Below are 18,421 nucleotides of genomic sequence, written 5' to 3'. Positions count from 1 at the left end.
GCGGGGCGTCAGCCGGCGGCCGCGGAGGCTTGGTCCCAGCCGCTCAGGACGACCAGGAACGCGAAGATCTGGACGTGGGGCGGCAGGCCCGGCAGGTCGGCCTCGGCGGTGCCCGGACGCAGGTAGGGGCGGCGGATGCTGCCGGCGGGGTGGCCGTCGAGGATGAGGAGTTGTTCGAGGCGCCAGACCGAGCCGCGCTGGAAAGCGTAAGTGCGGCCGTCGGCTGTGATCGTCCAGCGTTTGCGGCCCACGCGCTCGGCGGTCGCCATCAGGACGCCGGTGGGCTGGTCGGTCATCTCGTAGCGGGTGGCCCAGGCGTTGGTCCGGACCTCGTAGGTGCGGCCGTCCAGCTCGAAGGAGCCGCCGGCGCGCCAGAACTTCGCATTCCAGCGGGTGACCACGCGACCGTCCACGGCCAGTTCGTAGTCGTTCTTCCAGAAGCTGGGACGAGTCGCCGTCAGGGACGTCATGTCGTGTCCTAGGTCAAGCGGAGCGGGTTCGGAGTTCGTCGAGGACTGTGCCGACCATGCGGATCGAGCCCTCGTCGAGGACGTTGCCGAACTCGACGACCTCAGTGCCCGGGGCGGCCACCGCGGCCAGCGCCGGCTCCTCGCTGGGCACCACGAGCATGGTCAGGCCGGGGTTGAGCGCCGTGGTCTCGTACCCGATGATCTCGACCGTGGCCGGACCGGCCGCGGCCAGCCAATCTCGCACCTGCTCGGCCTGGTGGGGGGTCGAGTAGCGGACGCCGACGCGGGCGTTCGCGGGCAGCTCGGCCACCTTCATCAGGGTACGGATGTGCGGCGCGACCACGATCGCCACGGTCTCGACGGCGCGGCCGGCCGCCCGGGCCCAGCGCCGCACCTCGGCCAGGTGGAAGAACGTGGTGACGACCAGCTCGGCGTCGACGGTGCTGGTGCCGAGCTCGGTCAGCAGACTCGGGCGCACGTCGGCGTGCAGCCGCTCGGACAGCTCCTTCGCGAAGGCCACCGCCCGCTCCTCGTTGCACTCGGCGAAGACCGCCCGCACGTCGGAGCCGACCGACTGGGCCAGGGCGTACGCGGTGTCGCGTACCTCCTCGGGGCTCATCCCCCCGCGCACCGCCTCGAGCACCGCCTCGCGCAGCCGGTCCTTGCGCGGCGCGGGCCCGGCGATCGTCGTCCCGGACGCGCCCTTGGTCTCGATCAACCCCAGTTCACGGAGCATCGCGTACGCCTTCGCGACGGTGTTCCGGTTGACGCCGAGATTGTCGGCGAGCTGGCGTACCGGCGGCAGCCGATCGCCGCGCCGCAACCCACCGCCGTCGACCAGGTAACGGACCTGCTCGACGATCTGCCGGTAGACCGGGGTGGCCGACGCCGTGTCGACGGTCAGCTCACTCACCCGGCCACCCTATGTCATAGGCCGTTCGCAACCGGCGATGATCTTCGGGCGCGGTCCATGAGGCGTCGACCGTCGCGCAAACCGGCGCCGCGCATGATGCTGGTCGAGCTCATCGGCTCAGGTCAGCCGCCCGGCGGCCGATCGGGCGAACCGTGGAAGCGGCAGCAGCGTCCGGAGTGACCGCCCTGATCATCACCGCGGTGGTGATCACGACGGTGGGCCTGATCGTGCTCTACCTGATCGTCAAGGCGGCCGTCCGCAACGGCATGATCGAGGCCCACCGGATCACGACGGCGGCCGAGCCAGCCGGCCGGGAGCCGCGTTCCTGCGGTTCCGATGCGGAGCATGTCGCCCACACGTTCCTGACCGCCGGTGGCTACGCCGACTGCCCCGGCTATTCGTCGTTCGGGCGCTTGGTCTAGCCGTGTACCCAGCCCAAATGTCGCTGGCGCGTTCCAAGGCCCGACGACGGTTAACGGTGTACGCGTACATCTTCTCGGCAGAGTCGCATCGTCGACGCGTTGGCGTTGGTTCCTGGCCTTCTATTCCCGCTCAAGGACGATTTCGTGCGGTCAGGTGCGAAACAGCGGCAAAGACCCACATGAACACACCCGTGGCGTGACCGCGATTGCTAGAGGACTCTGGTGCCACGTCTCTCCGAACGAGTGGGATCCGATAAGGTTGGCCGGCTCCGGCACGGGAGGAAGATCATGTTGGATATCGATATTGCCGTTCGCAACTTCCGCTGCTTCGGCGACGATCCGGTGAAGTTCTCGATCCGAGACGGATTTACGGCGCTGGTTGGAACGAACAATTCAGGCAAGAGTTCACTTCTCCGGCTGATTTATGAGCTCCGGCCCTTCTTTTCGGTCTTCAATAAGAACACCCCCATCGGTGAAGCGAGCCAGATGCTGTTGCATGCCAAGCCATGGAATGTGAACAGCTTTGGCGTTCTGCCGGGGGAGCGACCGTGGCGAGCAGGTGAAAACCGAGACATTGAAATATCGTTTACGGTAAATGACGGCCCGGCCGGCGCATTTGCGGATCATGGCGAGGTTCTGACATACCAGTTCGACTTTCAAAAGGGCGGGCGGGTGACGCCAAGAATCCTGAGCGGAAATCAAGTTCTGTATGGTCCGGGCAGCGGCATGCAACCAGACGTAAGAGAGTCGATTTTCAATCCGTTCATTTTCGCAATGAATGTGCTTGAAGACACAATGTATGTCGGCCCCTTTCGCAACGCTATCAATATTGGCACTCAAGCCAACTATTTCGACATTCAAATTGGAAGCGCGTTTGTCGAACGTTTTGCTGAATACAAGTCCGGATATGATCCGGACAGCAATGAGGCCGTCGCCATTCTCCTCGACGAGATCCGTCGAATCTTTGGCTTCCAGGCCCTGGACATCAACCCAAATCCTGAGATGAACGCGCTTCAGCTGACGGTCGATGGCCGCAGCTTCCGGCTCACCGAGCAAGGGGCAGGCATTGCTCACTTCATCGTAGTTCTGGTTAATCTACTGGTCCGGCGTCCAAGCATTCTGCTCATCGATGAACCAGAGCTCAACCTGCACTCATCCCTCCAATTGGATTTCTTGACGACCCTGGCCAAGTATGTCGGCACTGCGACGATTTACGCGACCCACAGCATGGGGCTGGCGCGGACCAGCGCTGATCAGATCTTCGTGGTGTCCAAGACCGACGCCGGCCGACGTAAAGTAGCGCCATACGAGGGTGCGGATTCTCTCGTCACGCTCATGGGCCAGTTATCGTTCGAGGGCAGCCCGCAGCTCGGATTTTCCAAGATCCTGCTCGTTGAGGGCAAAACCGAGATTCGCGCCATGATGCAACTGCTGCGGTCATTTGGCAAGGAGCACGAAGTGCTTTGCCTGCCGCTTCATGGAGGCGAGATGATCCGAGGGGACGTAGAACAAGAGCTACTCGACATACTTCGCATATCGAAGTCAGTCTCATATCTTATTGACAGCGAACGCAAGTCGCCGTCCGCCGCACTGAGCCGCCAACGCCAAGATTTCACGTCTCTGTGCGCGAGGCTCGGGATAGCAGGACACGTCTTGGAGCGACGTGCTCTGGAAAACTACTTCAGCCAGACTGCGATCGATAGAACGTTCGGCCGGAAGTTCGAAGCTCTCGGCCCGTTCGACAAAAAAGGCGTGAGCCAGGGCTGGGCAAAAACGGAGAACTGGAGGATCGCCGCGAACGTAAGCCGCGAGGAAATGCTCCAATCTGACCTTGGCGGCTTCCTCGAGGCCCTGTGACCTATCGTCCTTTCCGTACCTGATGATCACATGGCCGATCAGTTGTTCAGCCGACTGAAGACGCTTGCGTGACGCTGGGCCAAACGTTGGCTTTGGCGGCCCGAACGTCGGCCTCCGGTTCCGTGGGGAAGTGCTCGACCATCAACCTGGGGTTCCGCGCGGCACGTCCCCGTGACTCCATGCCCCACGTCCCGCCCCAACCGCGGCCGGAACGAAAATCAGGGCCGGCCCTCCGCCTCCGGAGGACCGACCCTGACCTGCTCTTACTTCACGTCGGGGTGGCCGGATTTGAACCGACGGCCTCTTCGTCCCGAATGAGGACAGCGGACGGATCTTGACCTCGCCACAACGGTAAAGTCGCAGCTCAGGGCGTTGGTCTACGTTGGTCTTAGTCGTCAGCCGGGGGCAGCGATCAAGCCAAGTTCTCCCCGATTTCTCCCAACGCCCCCGCACGCTTTCCAAGTCTGTAGACCGCCGTCCGGCGATGGTCAGCACCGTCCATGACCTGCGGCTACCTCCCTGCCTGAACGCTGGCGAACCGCTCCATTCAGCACCGAATGAGACCACAACTGAGACCGTAGGGAACTGTGTCCAGGTCTAGCCCAACCCGTGGGGCCGACAGGCGTCAACCAACCCATGACCGATCGGGTCCCGGCAGCAAGGCCATCGAAGTCCAGAAACGCAGGTCAGATGACATGATCAGCCAAACATGAGTAGCTAACGACGCTCCGGTTGCTGTACTTCGCTGCTGTACCCCCAACAGCCCTGCCTGCCGGGCTCGGTTCGTCGCTTCAACGTAAACGCAGCCCTCCTTTCCAACAATCTTCCACCGCCCCCGGATCGGATGCCTCAACCACGCGTTCGGACCATTGCAGCAAGAACACCTATACTTCATTCTGTCCGCGTGAGTTATTACTGGCCAGAGATCTTAAAGAGCGCAGCCCCTGTAGTAGCTGCAATAATTGCAGTGCTAGGAATTTGGGTAGGAGCCGGACTGGCGCGACGTTCAACTACCCAATCATTCACGCGCGAACTAATATTCAAGGAAATTGCACGCCGGCGGGAACTGGGAGTCAACTTCCGAAAAGCAACCTGGGCTTTCGCGGCGCGAGTCGACGCACTTCGCATCTTGGCCCGTCAAACTCATGAGGCCAACAACGCTGGCGAAACACCGGAAACAACATTCAACTTCGATGCGGCACGAGGGCGTCAAGAAAAAGTAAGAGATGCCTTCGCGGAACTTGAGGCATTCTCGCTACCAGACGTCCAAATCCCTGCACGGGCATGCATGGAGGCGCTGACAAAGTGCTTTAACGCATGTACGCGATTGGATATGCTTGAAGCTGACGCACAATGGGCGACATATCAAAGCCAGTATCCAAGAGTCGCAACAGAGCTCAATCGAGAAGCGGTCTGGTTCAACGACATCATCTACACGAACTTCACTCCCCTATGGCGAGCAATACTCCGCCGCGCGAAGCGGAAGCCTCTTCCCTACGAGCCATTGCATCATCCGCTTGAGCTGCAGAATCCCGAGGAACGCCTGAACTTACAGAAGACCCATCCAGAGACGCATGTCCGTTTCGACGACAACGCCTGAACAGCAATCTCGGACCAACCGCCATCCCGACAGCCTCCGTTCGGCTTCGCCTGGACGGAGGCTGTCGGGATGGCACCACCCATCTCTGATACCGGAGTCCCCGCCGGGGGCATAGCTTTCCGAAGTGACGACGTACCCTCGCGCCGGCCGGCGGGATTCATCGCGGCGTCGTGGACGGAGTCCCAAGAACGCCGGCGGCTGGCCAGCGGCCAGGCCGAGGTCCGGCGGCGCGCGAGCGGCCTGCGGAACGGGCCGCTTTAACGTCGCGCAGAAGGTTCTCACCGGCTTTAAAGCCTGTGGGCCGCAAGGCGATGACCTGCCCACACACAGATCGCTCGGCGATCGTTGACACGCGTTGGTCGCACCGCGTCCGATCTATCAACGCTTCGTTAGACCGGGCGTGAGCCTAGCGACAGTACCGCTGAGACCGCTAGCCGCAGCTAGCGCTCAGTGTGTCGACTCGGACGGGATGCGGCGACCGAAGAGGTGACGAACTAGGTCCCTGAGTCGTGGAAACGATCATCGATGCCTTAGTAGCGTCATGTATCACGAGAGTCGCTGCGAGTGATTTTGTGATGGAGCGTTGAGTTGAAGACCCTGAGAGATCTGACCGAACACTTGGTTTCACTTGACGGGCCGCTCACGCCCGAAGATGAGTCCGTCAAGGCACTTACGGCGGACGTCCACGTCCCTCCCGGCTACGTTTGGCCCGACCTCCGGGATTGGATCTTTCCTGAGGGCTCTCGGATTCTGCTCATAGAGGCGCCTGGAGCGGTGGGAAAGTCGGCGGCCGCCAATGCGCTCGCCGCGACGCTCAATTGGCCGCTAATTGACGCCGCTCATGCACAGGTCGGATCTTACTCGCTCTCGGGTCTGATTCAGGACGCGCTCGGATTCAATTCCCCTTTTATCGGGGAAGTAATGGCGGGTCGAGCAGGGCTGGTTATTGATGCGCTCGATGAAGCTCACCTTAAAGCGGGAACAGCAAACTTTCTAGCGTTTCTGGACAATGTGCGCAAGCTTGCGGGCCGCGGTTCCGGTGAAGGTTTGAGCATTGTCTTGCTTTCGCGGCCGGATACGGCCGAACTGGTTGAATTGTTCTTTGCCTCAGAAGGCGCGCCGTTGGCAAATGCTAAGGTTTCATTTTTCTCTTACGAGCAGGCTTTAAGCTACATCCACTCATTCATGGCCCGGATGCACGAACAGTATCCGGGTCGCGACTACGACTCTGCCGTCAAGTACCCGGGGCCTTTCGAGGAACTTGCGCAGAGCAGGATGCGCGAGATCGCGTCAGCCTTGCTGACCGAGAAGGTTACTTCTGCCCAAAAGGTATGGCTGGAAGTAAACGGGTTCTTGGGCTACGCGCCGGTGCTTTCCGTACTTGGAGAATTCCTAGCTGTCCCAAACCCACATAAAGAACAGCAGATTTTGGGCTCGGCTTCTGCGGCGCCGAAGGGCATCCTGCTAAGGATAATTGATGAGCTTCTCGAACGTGAGCAAGCGAAATTCAAGGGTCGCACCGTTGACAAGATGAGGGCGCTGTTGGCGGCCAATGAGTCGTGGGACGGGTTTGAAGGCATCTATTCTCCGCAGGAGCAGAGCGTTCGCCTCGTTAGTCACGTGCTTGGGGTGGACATCGCAGTCGAGATGCCGGCCACGATGCCCGCGTCGCTACGAGAAACGTATGAGAAGCATGCGACCCAGTTTATGGGAGACCACCCCTTCTTGGCGGGAAAAAATGCGGTGAACGTGGTCTTCTCTGACTTCATCATGGCCAAGGCTGCCATCGACCCTGCCTGTGCCGCCAGTCTGAAGTCAGATCCGCGGCACAGAATCACAGGCGTCGGGCCGTTCTTCTACCAATTCGTTCATGAGTTTGCGACCAGCTCTGACGACGGCTACCCCCAGATTCCCGAGAATCTTGTACCAGTACTGGTGCAATCGCAGAACAGTTCCTCTATGAGCAAGGCGGAGCAGCTTTTCTCCTTCCTCCAGGGCGGCGGTGATGCACTGCTTGAGCTGAAAGACACCATGAGTCGATCAGGCGCTAACCTAAGATTCACGGTTGGTGACCTGTCTGGCGCAATCCACTTCACGGATCGCATTTCTCGTGGGCTCGTGGTAACCGACGTGGGCGTTATTATTGGGAGCAAGTCGCAGCGCTTCATCCTCGGCCCATCAGCTGCGATTGTGGCTAAGGAAATCAATCTGGACGCCGAGATTATCTCTGTCGACCCAGGGGTTGAAAGTGCTCCGCCATCGCTCATGGACGCCGAGACGATCATCGCCTTGGGGCCTCTCTCCATTGAAGCTCCACGAATTAATGCGTTCGTCGTCTATTGCAAGGAGCCACTTGCTGCATTGCGCCCCTATAGTCCTGGTCCGTCCAGAAGATCTGCCTTCATCGGACGCAACGACTATATGAACCTTCGCGCAATTCTGAGAAGTTTTAGGCAGCAGGCGGGTGAATCTCCTAGCGTGTTCGACGAACTCTTGGAGCAAAGGATCGTCAAGAACAATAGCGTCAGGAGGCGCTATCTCGATCGACTGCAGGAACTGGAGCTCGTCTACCGCCGAGGCTCGCATTACTACCTTGATGTCAAAAAGCTATCCTTGCACGGATTCACCATTCGCGACATGGACAGTGGAAATCCAAATGATGCCGTTCTGAACTTCATTGCCCTCTTGGATCGGAAATAGTTTCTTGCGGCCAACGACCGGGCACGTGAGGGCGGGCAGGTGAGGGACGTCGGTCAGCGACGGGCGGGAAGCAGATACTTCCGGCCCGTCGCCGTAGATGATCGAGGGAATAGACGGCCGAATAGAAGATCGGCGAAGGTCAGTACCTTTCTCCTGTCATATGTTCTGTACTAAGGCATTGTTGGGCTGCTTCGATACGGTAAGCGTGACCCATTCCGAGAATTGCATTCGTGTCCTTTCGTCGATTAATTGCGAAACGTTCGACAACCTCCCCGGGCTGGAGCTTTGGCCCCAGGGAGGTCGCCGGCGGCTGCGAACCGTCGCGGCAACCGACGCCGCCCCGTGCGAAGACCGGTCAGCGCCTCGCGCACTGGATCGCATGCTGGGGGGCGGTTGCGGTACCGGCCGTCTCCCAGCAGTCGGATTTAGAAGCCTTGAAGTTAGGCCGGATTTGCGGACGGGCTAGATTGTCCCTTTAGGCGCTGCCACCACCTCGACCACCACGTCTGGGTTTTTTCCGGCTCCTTCCTCTGTAGTTTGCGACCGAATCGAATTTGGAGTTCTGCGGTTAGCCACAGCGGCCCGCTGGCCAAGTCGGCGATGGGCGGCGGGAAGATGTTCATGCGCGAGAGGAGCTGAAGCATCTCTGGGCCGAGTCCGGCCTGATTCTCCAGCTCGCTCAGGCCCATGAGCACGGGAGTCACTTCTTCGAGGAGGTCTGCTGCTGCGGCGTTGGGCGGGGCAAGACCAGGGCGCCAGTCGTTGAGTGCAGCTCGCAGCTCATCATCTGTGGCGCCGTAGGCCGGCGGCTCTGACTTCCATGAGAAGCGCCGAATTGCGTAAAAGCCAGGCGGGTAGGCCCGGTCGCCTCCGTCGACTCCGATGTATACGGGATACCACTCGGGGAAATCAATCTCGATGAACTTGCAGATGTCAAGCGCGTCATCCGGCCAATCGAACGTCTCGGCCATGATTTCGCGGTTCTCGTCGGTGAGAGTCAGTCCCGACGCAAACCTGGCGTCATCCATTATATTTCCTTTCACTCCGATTTATTGCTGCTCTTCCAGCCTGCCGTCTTGGCAATTTTCTTTAGCGCCTCTACTCGTGAGAACCGTCCCAGTTCGTCGCCGTCGTATTCTGAATCGGGGATGTATGCGTAGGCATTCCAGTGGTTTCCTATGCTCGCGTGTAACCAGCCGATCAACCTTCCGTTCCATTCGACCCAGTGGCCGCCGAGTTGGTTGCGGGTGAGGGTCACGCCGCCGGGCAATGAATCGATGAGCATCCTTTCCTCCGCGAAGCGATCGCAGCCCTCGTTCACACTCGTCTAGCTCCGTCTCTAGACGTTTAGTTACGTAGTTAGAGCTACCTGGCTGCTTGTAGTCGTTTAGCGTGTCGACATGATCGAGCCGGACGGCCCTGTGCCGATTTACCTACAGCTGGCTGAGATCCTCGGCGAGCGGATCAAGAAGGGGGATTGGGCGCCGAATCGGCCGATCCCCAGTGAGAGCCAGCTCATCCAAGAGTTCGGTATTGCCCGCGGAACGGTTCGACGTGCCGTCGAGACGTTACGGGAGCAGGGTCTCGTCTTCACGGTTCCTCAGCGCGGGACCTATGTGTCGCCGCCGTCAACTGGCGCCGACAAGTAGCTCCCGCGATGTACGACATCATGCGTCACCCGACTGCTTAGCTGCTGGGCCGACCTTGACCAGGTGCACGTCCAGGTCAAAGTCGAACTGACGTGAGCTACCGAAGTCGAGGCCGGAAAGCTGCACGGCCTTGATTCGTTGGAGAGCCAGCCGCCTGCAATCCTCGCTGAGGTGGCGCGTCGCGCGCGAACGAGTGATCTGTTGGGGATGCTGGCGGTAGAGCCATGTCACGCCGTCGAGGTTGTAGCCCTTGGTTATTTCTGACAGTGCGGCGAACATGGCGATGTCTTCGTCCCCGGGCAGGCCGACCCATCCGCCGATCGCTCGTAGCGAGATGGCCCGGAGCATTAGGCCGGCGCAATGGATGGGCCAGTTGCCGCCGTTCTCCTCTGCCCATCGGTTCACGGTGCCGGGTGAGACCAGCCCGTAGGGAAGCGCCGACTTCCACGCGACTCGTGAGCCGTCCTGCATCAGGTCGTCAGCCTGACCAACCGCCCAGTGAATCCGGTTCTCTTCGAACTTGGGGATTAGAGCCCTTAGCGCACCCGGCAGGAGCACGTCGTCGGAGTCGAGGACTTGGATGAGGTCACCCGTCGCTCGCGACAGCGCCAGGTTGCGGGTCGCCGCGATGCCCAGCTGCGCGCCGCTGGCTTCGTATCGGGCGCATTTGACCTGTGCGAAATGGTGAGCGAGGGAAGGAGCGATGCCGTCCTCCTGGACGACCCATTCCAGGTCCCATCCTTGCGGGAGCTCTTGGGCGCGAACGCTGTCGATGGTCTCCCGGAGGTAGGCCGCGCTCGGGGCGTACGCCGCTGTGATGATCGAGAGCGTTGGCACTAGACAGCCTTCCTTCCCGGCCTGGCGCGACGGGTCGTCGGCCACCGGCTGAGTTGTTGCGTGAAGGAGATTGCGGTTCGGTCGCCCGGATAGGTGGAGTCGGCCACCTCGACCACGCGGCCCTCCGTGTCGATCGAGAGGCTTCGCAGGCAGAGCAGTGGTACGCCGGGGTCCATCTTCCAGTCTTGACGCTGCCTCGGCGTCGGCTGGATTGCCGTGATCGAGCTTTCGATGCGGTCGATCTCGATGCCGACCGTGTAGAGCTGGTGCCAGTGCCCGCCCGGCCACGGCTCGTTCTTTTCGTCGAGCAGGTCGGGGTTTCCTTCGACCAGGGCGATCGGGATGTGCGAAACGCTCGACAGCACCAGCCGGTCCGACTCGCTGTGGACCGTCCGATACTCGCGCCGAAGCAACTCAGCTCCCGCTTGCAGCTCGAATTCTCCGGCAAGCTCCCGGTCGGCCGGCACCCGCGTGTAGGTGGCGGTGAAGGCGGTTTGGTCGATCGGTACGCCTAGGGCCAGCTCTGAGGCGCCGGTCTCGGCACGCTCATTCTGCGGACGGAGCGCGAGGTCCTTCTGCGTCTGTGCGGCTTCAGGCGTGATGGAGATGGAGAGTGCTCGCTCCGGAGCGATCCGGACACGGGCGGGGGCACCTCGACTTTGGATGATGCGCCCCTCGTTGCGAAGGATCGTGAGCGCGTCGCGTACGGGGCCGTCGGAGCATTTCCACTTGTCCTGTAGCTGGCGCACAGACGGGAGCGTGGCGCCCGGTGCGTACTCACCGGAAGCGATCCGCTCGCGTAGATCGTCGGCTATCTGGTCATGGAGCGCCACGGTCCCAAGAGTCCGTTCGGCTGTCATGACCGCACTTTAGCAGCGGGTTTGGTACTTCGGTACCGAAGTGCTTGCGCATCGACGATCACCTGTCGTAGCCTCATCCCAACTTCGGTACTTCGGTACCGAAGTTGGCAGGCCGATTCGTCGGCATGTCGGGCTTGGCTTCGCCTGTGCTGCCGCAGGAAGGCCGGTCGTGACTTGCTCTCTGACAAGTGCATACGTGACCTTTCGGGGTTACCTCGGGTGTTCGGCCGTCGACGTGTCCGGCCGCTTGACCTGTCCATCCGAGGCTCAACCGAGGTCACGACGTCGCGTATCTCGTGACTCTTTCTGATCCACGTCCCCTTGTTGCCTGTCCGTGTGCGGCACAAACGTTGCCGAACACGGCGCCCCCTCGGAGGTTCCATTGAGCAAGCTTCACCGCATCACCGACGGTCCGACCGCTGCCGACCTGGCCGCGATCGAGGCCGAGTGGCCGCTGATCGCGGCCGAGTTGGACCTGTTGGACGCCGAGATCAACCTCATCTACGCCGACGACCACGGCGGTCCGACCGTCCTCGACTGGCGTCGCATGCGCCGTGCAGAGGCCAGGGTCACCCGCGTGGCCGCCGAGCTGGCCGCGCTTCCCGCGATTCGCAGGGCGGTGGCCTGATGCGCAAGCCGTCGGTTTCCGGTCGTGGTTGGGCCTACATCGGTGCAGCCCTGGGTGGCACCGTGTCGATCGCCGCCAACGTCGCGCACTCCTACGTCCCGCCGGCCGACGTCCCGGTCGACTGGACGCCGCAGACGGGCGCGGTGGTCGGTGCGATCTTCTGGCCGGTCGCTTTGTTCGTGGCTACCGAGATCCTGGCCCGGGTGGCGTGGCCGTCCGGCCGCCGCTGGACCGCGCTCCGCTTGGGTGGCCTGCTCCCGGTCGCCCTGGTCGCCGCGTTCGTCTCCTACAAGCACCTCGCCGGACTGCTGCACTTCTACGGCGAGGACACCCTGACCGCGATGCTCGGCCCGCTCGCTGTTGACGGGCTGATGGTCATGGCGACCGGCGCGCTGCTGGCGACCGCTCGCCGCGTCACCGACGTGGCGGAAGACATCGTGACCGTCACGGACACCACGTCTGAGGCACCAATCGCGCGGGTCGCCGAGACCTCGCCCGCTCCGGCCACGCCGATCAAGAAGACGCCCGCCAAGCGGGTCACGCCACGTCCCGCGTCGGCGAGCAAGGTCGCCAAGGTCGCCGCGCGGATGCCTGGCGCCAGCGTGGCGGAGATCGCCAAGCGGGCGGAGGTTTCGCCGTCGACGGCGCGGCGTCACCTCGCCGCGTTGCGCGTCACGGACGCGTCACCATCCGGCCCGGAGCCTGCGGAAACCCCGGCTCTCACAGCTGCCTGATCAATGAAGGGAGCCACCGTCATGACCGACCAGAATGCCTACCCCCTGCCGCGTCCCGACGCTGACCGGCGGTTCACGTTCGGCCTGCTGATCGACATCGCCGATCAGTTCGCCAAACACGGCTACCCCCGCCCGATCCACGCGACTGACCTGGTCGCGTTGCAGCAAGCCTTGTTCGGCTTCCTCTACGCCACCGACCACAACGCGCCCCGTTGACTCCGCCCGGCGGCACGGCCCAAGCCTGCCAGCACACGCCGTGCCGCCGGTTCCCTCCGCAAGCCCTTCACGACCCGCAGGAGAGAGCCTGATGGTCCCGCAGAATCCCAACCCTGACGACAAGAACTTTGATTGGACCGCTGCCGAAGCCGACGTCAAGAACGTCGTCGACCTGGGCGAGGCCCGCACCCGCCGAACGACCGGCGCGGGAGATACCCACTTCGAGGTGACCCTCGACGAGTCGCCGACCGTTGGCGGAATGCCCGTCGACCCGCCGCCGTCCGGGGCGGCCGGCCGGGTGCCGATCGTGCCGGTCGGCTGGTCGAGCTGGCCGAACATCAAGCACAACATCAGGCAGACCCTCGCCGTGTTCGGCTACCGGTGCGGCTTCCACGCGCTGCGCTCGCCGAAGTACGCGATCCTCGCCGCGTTCTGGGCCGTCGTCGGGGTGTTCCGGCTGGCCGGTCGGCAGATCAGATGGTGGTGGGTGACCGAGCAGTACGCGCTGCGGCAAGGTACCGCCGACGCGAACGATCCGGCGATGTGGCTCAAGCTGCACCGGGAGGTCAAGGCCACCCGCATGTGGCGGTTCATCGTGCTGGCCGCCGAAGTCCTGACCGTCGTCATCGGCGGACCGATCCTGTGGGTCACCGCCCCGTGGTGGGCGCTCGCCCTGGTCGCCACGGCCGTGGTGACGTTCCTGGCGCACATCGGCCGCCCCGATGACCGGCCGATCATTACCCCTGCCACCGTCGCCGGACGGTTCCGGCGCGTCAACCCGGACATCATCCTCCGCGCGTACTACGCGGCGGGTCTGGGCCACCCGGACAAGCCGCACCAGCAGATCAGCTTCGGCTCGACCATGGCCCGGGACCCCTCGGGGACCGGTTCCCAGGTGTCGATCGATCTGCCGTACGGCAAGACGTTCGATGAGGCCGTGAAGGCGCGCGGTGCTATCGCGTCCGGTCTGGACGTGGCTATCTCTCAGGTGTTCATCACCCGGGATTTCAGCTCGCACCGTCGGCACACGCTGTGGGTGGCCGACCGGGATCCGCTGTCGGCGGGGGCCGGCCGAACGCCGCTGTTGCGGTGCAAGGCCACCGACGTGTGGCAGCCTGCCCCGTTCGGCCTCGACGAACGCGGCAACAAGGTCATGGTTGACCTGCTGTGGAACAGCATCCTGATCGGTGCGCAACCCCGCCAGGGCAAGACGTTCGCGGCGCGTCTCCTGGCCCTGTACGCAGCACTTGACCCGTACGTGAAGCTGACCGTGCTCGACGGTGGCGGTAAGCCGGACTGGCGCAAGTTCTCCCTGGTCGCCGACCGGTGCGCGTTCGGCCTGGCGATGACCCGCGACGGCGACCCCGCCGAGATCGTCTTGGAAGCCCTCCGGGAGATCAAGGCCGACGTGCAGGACCGTTACGAGCGGCTGTCGAAACTGCCCGTCGACGTGTGCCCTGAGGGCAAGCTGACCAGGGAGATCGCCCGGGATCCGAAGTACAAGATGCCGGTCCGGCTGGTGTTCCTGGACGAGTTCCAGGAGTACTTCGACCTCGGCGAGATCAGCAAGGAGATCGCCTCCCTTCTGGTGTACCTGGTCAAGGTCGCTCCGGCCGCCGGGGTCGGGTTCGTCGACGCCACCCAACGCCCTTCGGGGATCGGGTCGGGGCAGGTCGCTCAGCAGTTCGTGTCCTTCCGCGACAACCACCAGGTGCGGTTCAGCCTGCGTACCGGGTCGTGGCAGGTGTCCGACCTGGTCCTTGGCTCCGGGGCGTACTCGGAAGGGCACGACAGCTCCACCCTGCTGCCCTCTTATAAGGGGGTGGGCATCCTGCGCGGCGCGTCGGACGCCACCCCGACCGTCCGGACCTACCTCGCCGACGCCGACGACGCCGAGAAGATCCTGACCGCCGCGCGGGCACTGCGGGAGGCCGCGGGCACCCTCACCGGGATGGCCGCCGGGGAGGACATCGCCCGGGTCGCCCGAGACGTCCTCGCCGACGTCCGCGCCGTGATCGAGCGTGGCGAGACCGGAGCCCAGTGGGAGGAGATCGCCTCCCGGCTCGGCGAACGGCTCCCGGAGGCGTACGCCGACACCACGGCCGAGTCGATCTCGGCTCAGGTCCGAGCGTTCGGTGTACGCAGCGTTGATGTCAAGCGGAACGGCAAGGCACTCAAGGGCGCCAAGACCGACGACATCGACGCCGCGATCGGCCGGCGGAAAGCCGCCTGACGGTCGCGGACGACCCGCGACCGGTCGCGTCCACGCGACTCGACCCGCGACCGGCCTGGTCAGGCCATATATCCGCCGGTCGCGGGTCGCCCCCACCCCAGCTCACACCCCAGACCCTGCCCCTGGAGGCTTTCCGTGGCCACCCTCGCCGCGACCGCAACCCCGTCCGCCGGTCTGACCGGCCTGCTGTTCCTCATCCTCGTGATCGTCACCTTCTGTTACAGCATCGGGTGTTGGATCTGGCCGTTCGGTGCCTGCCGCAAGTGCAAGGGATCCGGCAAACGCCGGTCGCCGTTCGGCCGCGCGTTCGGTCTGTGCCGCCGCTGCGGAGGCGACGGCCGCCGCCTGCGGGTCGGCCGCCGGATCATCAACAGCGTCCGGGAGCTGCACGACAAGGGCACCCGATGAAGGCCCGCACGATGGCCCGCATCCAGCGCGCCGCGACCCCGCACACCGCATGGTGCGCCCGGGACCACCGCTGCGGCGTGGCCGAGCACCGGTCGGCCGACCTGACCGCCGACGAGATCGGCGGACGGGCCTGGCTCACCCGCGTCCGCGCCGCAAACGTCGAGTACATCGAGATCCGCGCCCGGATCCCGTTGCACAGCAACGAAACAGTGGCCCGCTGGCAGCTCGCCGCCGCGTTGCAGCTCATGCGCGCACTGCTCAACGAGGTCGCTCCCCGGCTCGCCAGCCTGACCGACCGCGAGCAGCACCGGGCGATCGGCCGACCCGCTGCCTGATGACCCCTGCCCCGATCCGAGAGGAGTCCCCATCGTGACTCAAGCCGGGCACGACCTGGCCGCCGAGCAGGCCGTCATCGGTGCCGCCCTGCTCGCCCCGAACCTCATGGCCGACCTCGCCGCCACCCTCGCCCCGGGCGACTTCGGACGCCCCGCGCACGGTGTGCTGTGGGAAGCCATGTGCGGGATGCACGCGGCCGGGACACCCACCGATCCGATCACCGTGACTGCCCACCTCGCCGAGACCGGCCAACTCGGCAAGGTGGGCGGCGCGCCCTACTTGCATACCCTGACCACCCAGACACCCTCGACCGGCAACGCAGCCCATTACGCGGGCATCGTGGCCGACCTGGCGAAACGGCGGAAGGTCGCCGACGTCGGCGCGCAGCTCGCCCAGCTCGCCACCTCGGGTGCCGACGCGGCCGACCTGGTCGCCGCCGGGCGAGCCATGCTCGATGACGCCGAGGTGCCGGGTGGTTGGTCACCGTTGGTCCCGCTCGGCCGTGGACGGCACCTGCCGGTGTTCCCCGCCGAACTGCTGCCCGACTGGGTGGCCGAGCAGGTGTTCGCGGTTGCCGAGTTCACCCAAACCCCGATCGACGCGGCCGGGAGCATCGCGCTCGCGTGCCTGTCCACGGCGGCCGGCGGACGGGCCGAGGTAGAAGTACGCGGATCCTGGCGGGAGCCAACCAACCTGTTCACGGTCGTCGTGCTCCCGCCCGGCTCCCGCAAGAGCGCAGTATTCGCCGCGATGGTCGGCCCAATCCTGCTCGCGGAAAAGGCCCTGGCCGAACGGACCGCACCCGCGATCATCGAGGCCGAACTATCCGCCAAAGTCGCGGGAAAGGCGGCCGAGAAAGCCGCCCTCGCCGCCGCCAACGCCGATCCAGCGGCACGCGACACCCTCATCGCCGAAGCGACAGCCGCCGCGATGAACGCCGAAGCGATCACCGTCCCCGTCAAACCTCAACTGGTCGCCGACGACGTGACCAGCGAAACCGCCCAACAGATCCTCGCCGCCCAAGGCGGCCGGATCGCCGTGCTGTCACCGGAAGGCGGGATCTTCGCCACCATGGCGGGCCGCTACTCCGGCACCCCGAACCTGGAGGTCTTCCTCAAAGGCCACGCCGGAGACATGATGCGCGTCGACCGGCTCTCCCGCGACGGCGGACACGTCGACAAACCAGCCCTGACCATGGGCCTCGCGGTGCAGCCGGAGATTCTGCGCGACATCGCGGGCATGCCCGGCTTCCGGGGACTCGGGCTGCTGGCCCGAATCCTGTTCGCCTTGCCGGAAAACACCGTCGGCCGCCGCAAGATCGGTGCCGACCCGATCCCCACCCAGGTCGCAGCGGAGTATCACGCCCACCTGCACGCCCTGGTCCTCACGCTCGCCGAATGGACCGATCCGGCCGTGCTGGTCCTCACCCCGCAAGCCAACGATGCCGTTCTCGACATCGAACGGCAGGTCGAACCCCGGCTTGCCCCCGGCGGCGCGTGGTCACACGTCGTCGATTGGGGCAGCAAGTACACCGGGGCCGTCGTGCGGATCGCAGGACTGATCCACCTCGCCGAGCACCTGCACGACGGATGGGGCAAGCCGGTCGGCGTCGACACCATCGAGCGGGCCGCCCTGATCGGCGAGTACTACGCCGCTCACGCCCTGGGCGCGTTCGACGACATGGGATCCGACCAGGCGACCCGCAACGCCCGAACCATCCTGGCGTGGATCGAACGCACCAACACCCGCGCGTTCACCAAACGTGAAGTCTTCCGGGCGCTCAAGTCGACGCAGATCCCGACCGCCGCTGACTTCGACGCACCCCTGTCAGTGCTGGAAGCCCACGGCTACCTCAGACAGCTCGACCCGCCCACACCGAAGCGGGCCGGGGGACGACCCCCGTCACCGAGCTACCTGGTCAACCCCGAAGTCCACCAACCGGCCGCGACCGTGCACCCGCTCGCCGCGCGCAAGGCCGCGTAACCGGCGTGCCAGAACTGCCACAACCGCCACAACCCCCAACCCAGACAGGTTCTGGCAGTTGTGGCACTTCTGGCACGCCACGTCCCCCATCCAGCGAACAGGGCGCGGCTGACCAAGACCGGCCCGCTGAGAGCCACACACAGACATCGGTTCATCCATACGCCGACTCAACGGGAGGGCACCCCCATGGCTGCCGAATCGGCCGTCGAAATTGTCTTCTATCTGCCGCGCGACGTGGCCCGGATTCTGAAGTGCTCCGAGTGGTGGGTGAAGGAGCAAGCAAGGAAGCGCCGAATCCCGTTCTGCTGGATCGGGGGCGGATACCGCTTCACCCCTGATCACCTCAGCGAGATCGTTCGTCTCTCCGAGCGGACGGCCGAAGGCGCCGAGGTCATTCCCGTCGATGCGCGGCGTGCCCGACGGAACCGATCGCCTCGGCCACCCGTTGATTCGTCCGCCCAGTTGACAGCTCGGATTCCCGCGCGTGCCCGGCGCGCGCAAGACACCACCCAAAGTGACGCCGCCTGACAGAGATGCCCCCGCCGTGCGGCGGGGGCATCTCCCCACTGAGGAGA

At 64.1% G+C, this 18,421-nt stretch carries 19 protein-coding genes; 13 read left to right on the top strand and 6 right to left on the bottom strand.

The genetic code is table 11. The features are described from left to right. Nucleotides 1–8: 8 nt before the first annotated feature. Nucleotides 9–470: a hypothetical protein gene (locus ACGFIO_RS17665; protein WP_392827304.1), complete on the bottom strand. Its 462-nt coding sequence runs from the start codon at nucleotides 468–470 to the stop codon at nucleotides 9–11. A 13-nt stretch (nucleotides 471–483) separates the two neighbouring features. Continuing rightward, entirely contained in the window at nucleotides 484–1,383 is a 900-nt protein-coding gene (locus ACGFIO_RS17660; RefSeq protein ID WP_392827303.1) for a GntR family transcriptional regulator, read from the bottom strand. A 176-nt stretch (nucleotides 1,384–1,559) separates the two neighbouring features. Between ACGFIO_RS17660 and ACGFIO_RS17655 the strand changes: the two genes are divergently transcribed. The 4 genes from ACGFIO_RS17655 (at nucleotide 1,560) to ACGFIO_RS17640 (ending at nucleotide 7,962) form a co-directional block, all read left to right on the top strand. Then, a complete protein-coding gene (locus ACGFIO_RS17655) occupies nucleotides 1,560–1,805 on the top strand; it encodes a DUF6019 family protein (RefSeq protein WP_392827302.1) in 246 nt (81 codons plus the stop codon). Nucleotides 1,806–2,093: 288 nt separating this feature from the next. Next, nucleotides 2,094–3,662, top strand: coding sequence for an ATP-dependent endonuclease (locus ACGFIO_RS17650; RefSeq protein WP_392827301.1), 1,569 nt, complete (start codon nucleotides 2,094–2,096; stop codon nucleotides 3,660–3,662). Between the two features lie 904 nt (nucleotides 3,663–4,566). Continuing rightward, complete coding sequence (locus ACGFIO_RS17645; RefSeq protein WP_392827300.1) at nucleotides 4,567–5,262, top strand: hypothetical protein; 696 nt, start codon at nucleotides 4,567–4,569, stop codon at nucleotides 5,260–5,262. A gap of 588 nt (nucleotides 5,263–5,850) precedes the next feature. Continuing rightward, a complete protein-coding gene (locus tag ACGFIO_RS17640) occupies nucleotides 5,851–7,962 on the top strand; it encodes a hypothetical protein (RefSeq protein WP_392827299.1) in 2,112 nt (703 codons plus the stop codon). Nucleotides 7,963–8,402: 440 nt separating this feature from the next. Here ACGFIO_RS17640 and ACGFIO_RS17635 read toward each other — a convergent pair whose 3' ends face one another. Both ACGFIO_RS17635 and ACGFIO_RS17630 read right to left on the bottom strand, forming a co-directional pair. Then, on the bottom strand, nucleotides 8,403–8,990 hold the full coding sequence (locus ACGFIO_RS17635) for a hypothetical protein (protein ID WP_392827298.1): 588 nt from the start codon (nucleotides 8,988–8,990) through the stop codon (nucleotides 8,403–8,405). 11 nt (nucleotides 8,991–9,001) lie between these two features. Next, nucleotides 9,002–9,247 (bottom strand): hypothetical protein, encoded by a 246-nt coding sequence (locus tag ACGFIO_RS17630; RefSeq protein ID WP_392827297.1) that lies wholly within the window; start codon nucleotides 9,245–9,247, stop codon nucleotides 9,002–9,004. A 115-nt stretch (nucleotides 9,248–9,362) separates the two neighbouring features. On the opposite strand from ACGFIO_RS17630, the gene ACGFIO_RS17625 reads away from it, so the two are divergent. After that, entirely contained in the window at nucleotides 9,363–9,611 is a 249-nt protein-coding gene (locus ACGFIO_RS17625) for a GntR family transcriptional regulator (protein ID WP_392827296.1), read from the top strand. Nucleotides 9,612–9,629: 18 nt separating this feature from the next. Here the strand turns inward: ACGFIO_RS17625 and ACGFIO_RS17620 are convergent, their stop codons facing one another. Continuing rightward, nucleotides 9,630–10,493 carry a glycosyltransferase family 2 protein gene (locus ACGFIO_RS17620; protein WP_392827295.1) on the bottom strand — a complete coding sequence of 288 codons (864 nt, stop codon included), beginning with the start codon at nucleotides 10,491–10,493 and terminating at the stop codon, nucleotides 9,630–9,632. After that, a complete protein-coding gene (locus ACGFIO_RS17615; RefSeq protein WP_392827294.1) occupies nucleotides 10,448–11,308 on the bottom strand; it encodes a GntR family transcriptional regulator in 861 nt (286 codons plus the stop codon). The genes ACGFIO_RS17620 and ACGFIO_RS17615 overlap by 46 nt, the downstream gene beginning before the upstream one ends. 382 nt (nucleotides 11,309–11,690) lie before the next feature. Here ACGFIO_RS17615 and ACGFIO_RS17610 point away from each other — a divergent pair, with 382 nt between their 5' ends. The 8 genes from ACGFIO_RS17610 (at nucleotide 11,691) to ACGFIO_RS17575 (ending at nucleotide 18,374) form a co-directional block, all read left to right on the top strand. Then, nucleotides 11,691–11,936: a DUF6284 family protein gene (locus ACGFIO_RS17610; RefSeq protein WP_392827293.1), complete on the top strand. Its 246-nt coding sequence runs from the start codon at nucleotides 11,691–11,693 to the stop codon at nucleotides 11,934–11,936. Then, nucleotides 11,936–12,670, top strand: coding sequence for a DUF2637 domain-containing protein (locus ACGFIO_RS17605; RefSeq protein WP_392827292.1), 735 nt, complete (start codon nucleotides 11,936–11,938; stop codon nucleotides 12,668–12,670). Before ACGFIO_RS17610 ends, ACGFIO_RS17605 begins: the two co-directional genes overlap by 1 nt. Before the next feature lie 21 nt (nucleotides 12,671–12,691). Then, entirely contained in the window at nucleotides 12,692–12,886 is a 195-nt protein-coding gene (locus ACGFIO_RS17600; RefSeq protein ID WP_392827291.1) for a hypothetical protein, read from the top strand. 91 nt (nucleotides 12,887–12,977) lie between these two features. Then, nucleotides 12,978–15,119, top strand: a complete 2,142-nt coding sequence (locus ACGFIO_RS17595) for a cell division protein FtsK (RefSeq protein WP_392827290.1) — start codon at nucleotides 12,978–12,980, stop codon at nucleotides 15,117–15,119. Between the two features lie 135 nt (nucleotides 15,120–15,254). Next, nucleotides 15,255–15,527, top strand: coding sequence for a hypothetical protein (locus tag ACGFIO_RS17590; RefSeq protein WP_392827289.1), 273 nt, complete (start codon nucleotides 15,255–15,257; stop codon nucleotides 15,525–15,527). Continuing rightward, complete coding sequence (locus ACGFIO_RS17585; protein WP_392827288.1) at nucleotides 15,524–15,862, top strand: hypothetical protein; 339 nt, start codon at nucleotides 15,524–15,526, stop codon at nucleotides 15,860–15,862. The genes ACGFIO_RS17590 and ACGFIO_RS17585 overlap by 4 nt, the downstream gene beginning before the upstream one ends. 31 nt (nucleotides 15,863–15,893) lie before the next feature. Further along, on the top strand, nucleotides 15,894–17,846 hold the full coding sequence (locus tag ACGFIO_RS17580; protein WP_392827467.1) for a DUF3987 domain-containing protein: 1,953 nt from the start codon (nucleotides 15,894–15,896) through the stop codon (nucleotides 17,844–17,846). A gap of 186 nt (nucleotides 17,847–18,032) precedes the next feature. Further along, the gene (locus ACGFIO_RS17575; protein WP_392827287.1) at nucleotides 18,033–18,374 is read left to right on the top strand and encodes a helix-turn-helix domain-containing protein; all 342 of its coding nucleotides are present in this window, start codon (nucleotides 18,033–18,035) and stop codon (nucleotides 18,372–18,374) included. The last annotated feature ends 47 nt before the right edge of the window (nucleotides 18,375–18,421 follow it).

The organism is Actinoplanes sp. NPDC049265 (assembly GCF_043197135.1).
GTDB lineage: Bacteria > Actinomycetota > Actinomycetes > Mycobacteriales > Micromonosporaceae > Actinoplanes.
Note: the sequence above shows the minus strand (reverse complement) of the source record. Positions and strands in the feature narration are given on the sequence as shown.

Bases quoted from the DNA above. Each gene is read 5' to 3' on its own strand.
- ACGFIO_RS17585 (WP_392827288.1), top strand. From the start codon at position 15,524: ATGAAGGCCCGCACGATGGCCCGCATCCAGCGCGCCGCGACCCCGCAC.
- ACGFIO_RS17605 (WP_392827292.1), top strand. From the start codon at position 11,936: ATGCGCAAGCCGTCGGTTTCCGGTCGTGGTTGGGCCTACATCGGTGCA.
- ACGFIO_RS17635 (WP_392827298.1), bottom strand. From the start codon at position 8,990: ATGGATGACGCCAGGTTTGCGTCGGGACTGACTCTCACCGACGAGAAC.
- ACGFIO_RS17650 (WP_392827301.1), top strand. From the start codon at position 2,094: ATGTTGGATATCGATATTGCCGTTCGCAACTTCCGCTGCTTCGGCGAC.
- ACGFIO_RS17600 (WP_392827291.1), top strand. From the start codon at position 12,692: ATGACCGACCAGAATGCCTACCCCCTGCCGCGTCCCGACGCTGACCGG.
- ACGFIO_RS17625 (WP_392827296.1), top strand. From the start codon at position 9,363: ATGATCGAGCCGGACGGCCCTGTGCCGATTTACCTACAGCTGGCTGAG.
- ACGFIO_RS17595 (WP_392827290.1), top strand. From the start codon at position 12,978: ATGGTCCCGCAGAATCCCAACCCTGACGACAAGAACTTTGATTGGACC.
- ACGFIO_RS17575 (WP_392827287.1), top strand. From the start codon at position 18,033: ATGGCTGCCGAATCGGCCGTCGAAATTGTCTTCTATCTGCCGCGCGAC.
- ACGFIO_RS17615 (WP_392827294.1), bottom strand. From the start codon at position 11,308: ATGACAGCCGAACGGACTCTTGGGACCGTGGCGCTCCATGACCAGATA.
- ACGFIO_RS17630 (WP_392827297.1), bottom strand. From the start codon at position 9,247: ATGCTCATCGATTCATTGCCCGGCGGCGTGACCCTCACCCGCAACCAA.
- ACGFIO_RS17665 (WP_392827304.1), bottom strand. From the start codon at position 470: ATGACGTCCCTGACGGCGACTCGTCCCAGCTTCTGGAAGAACGACTAC.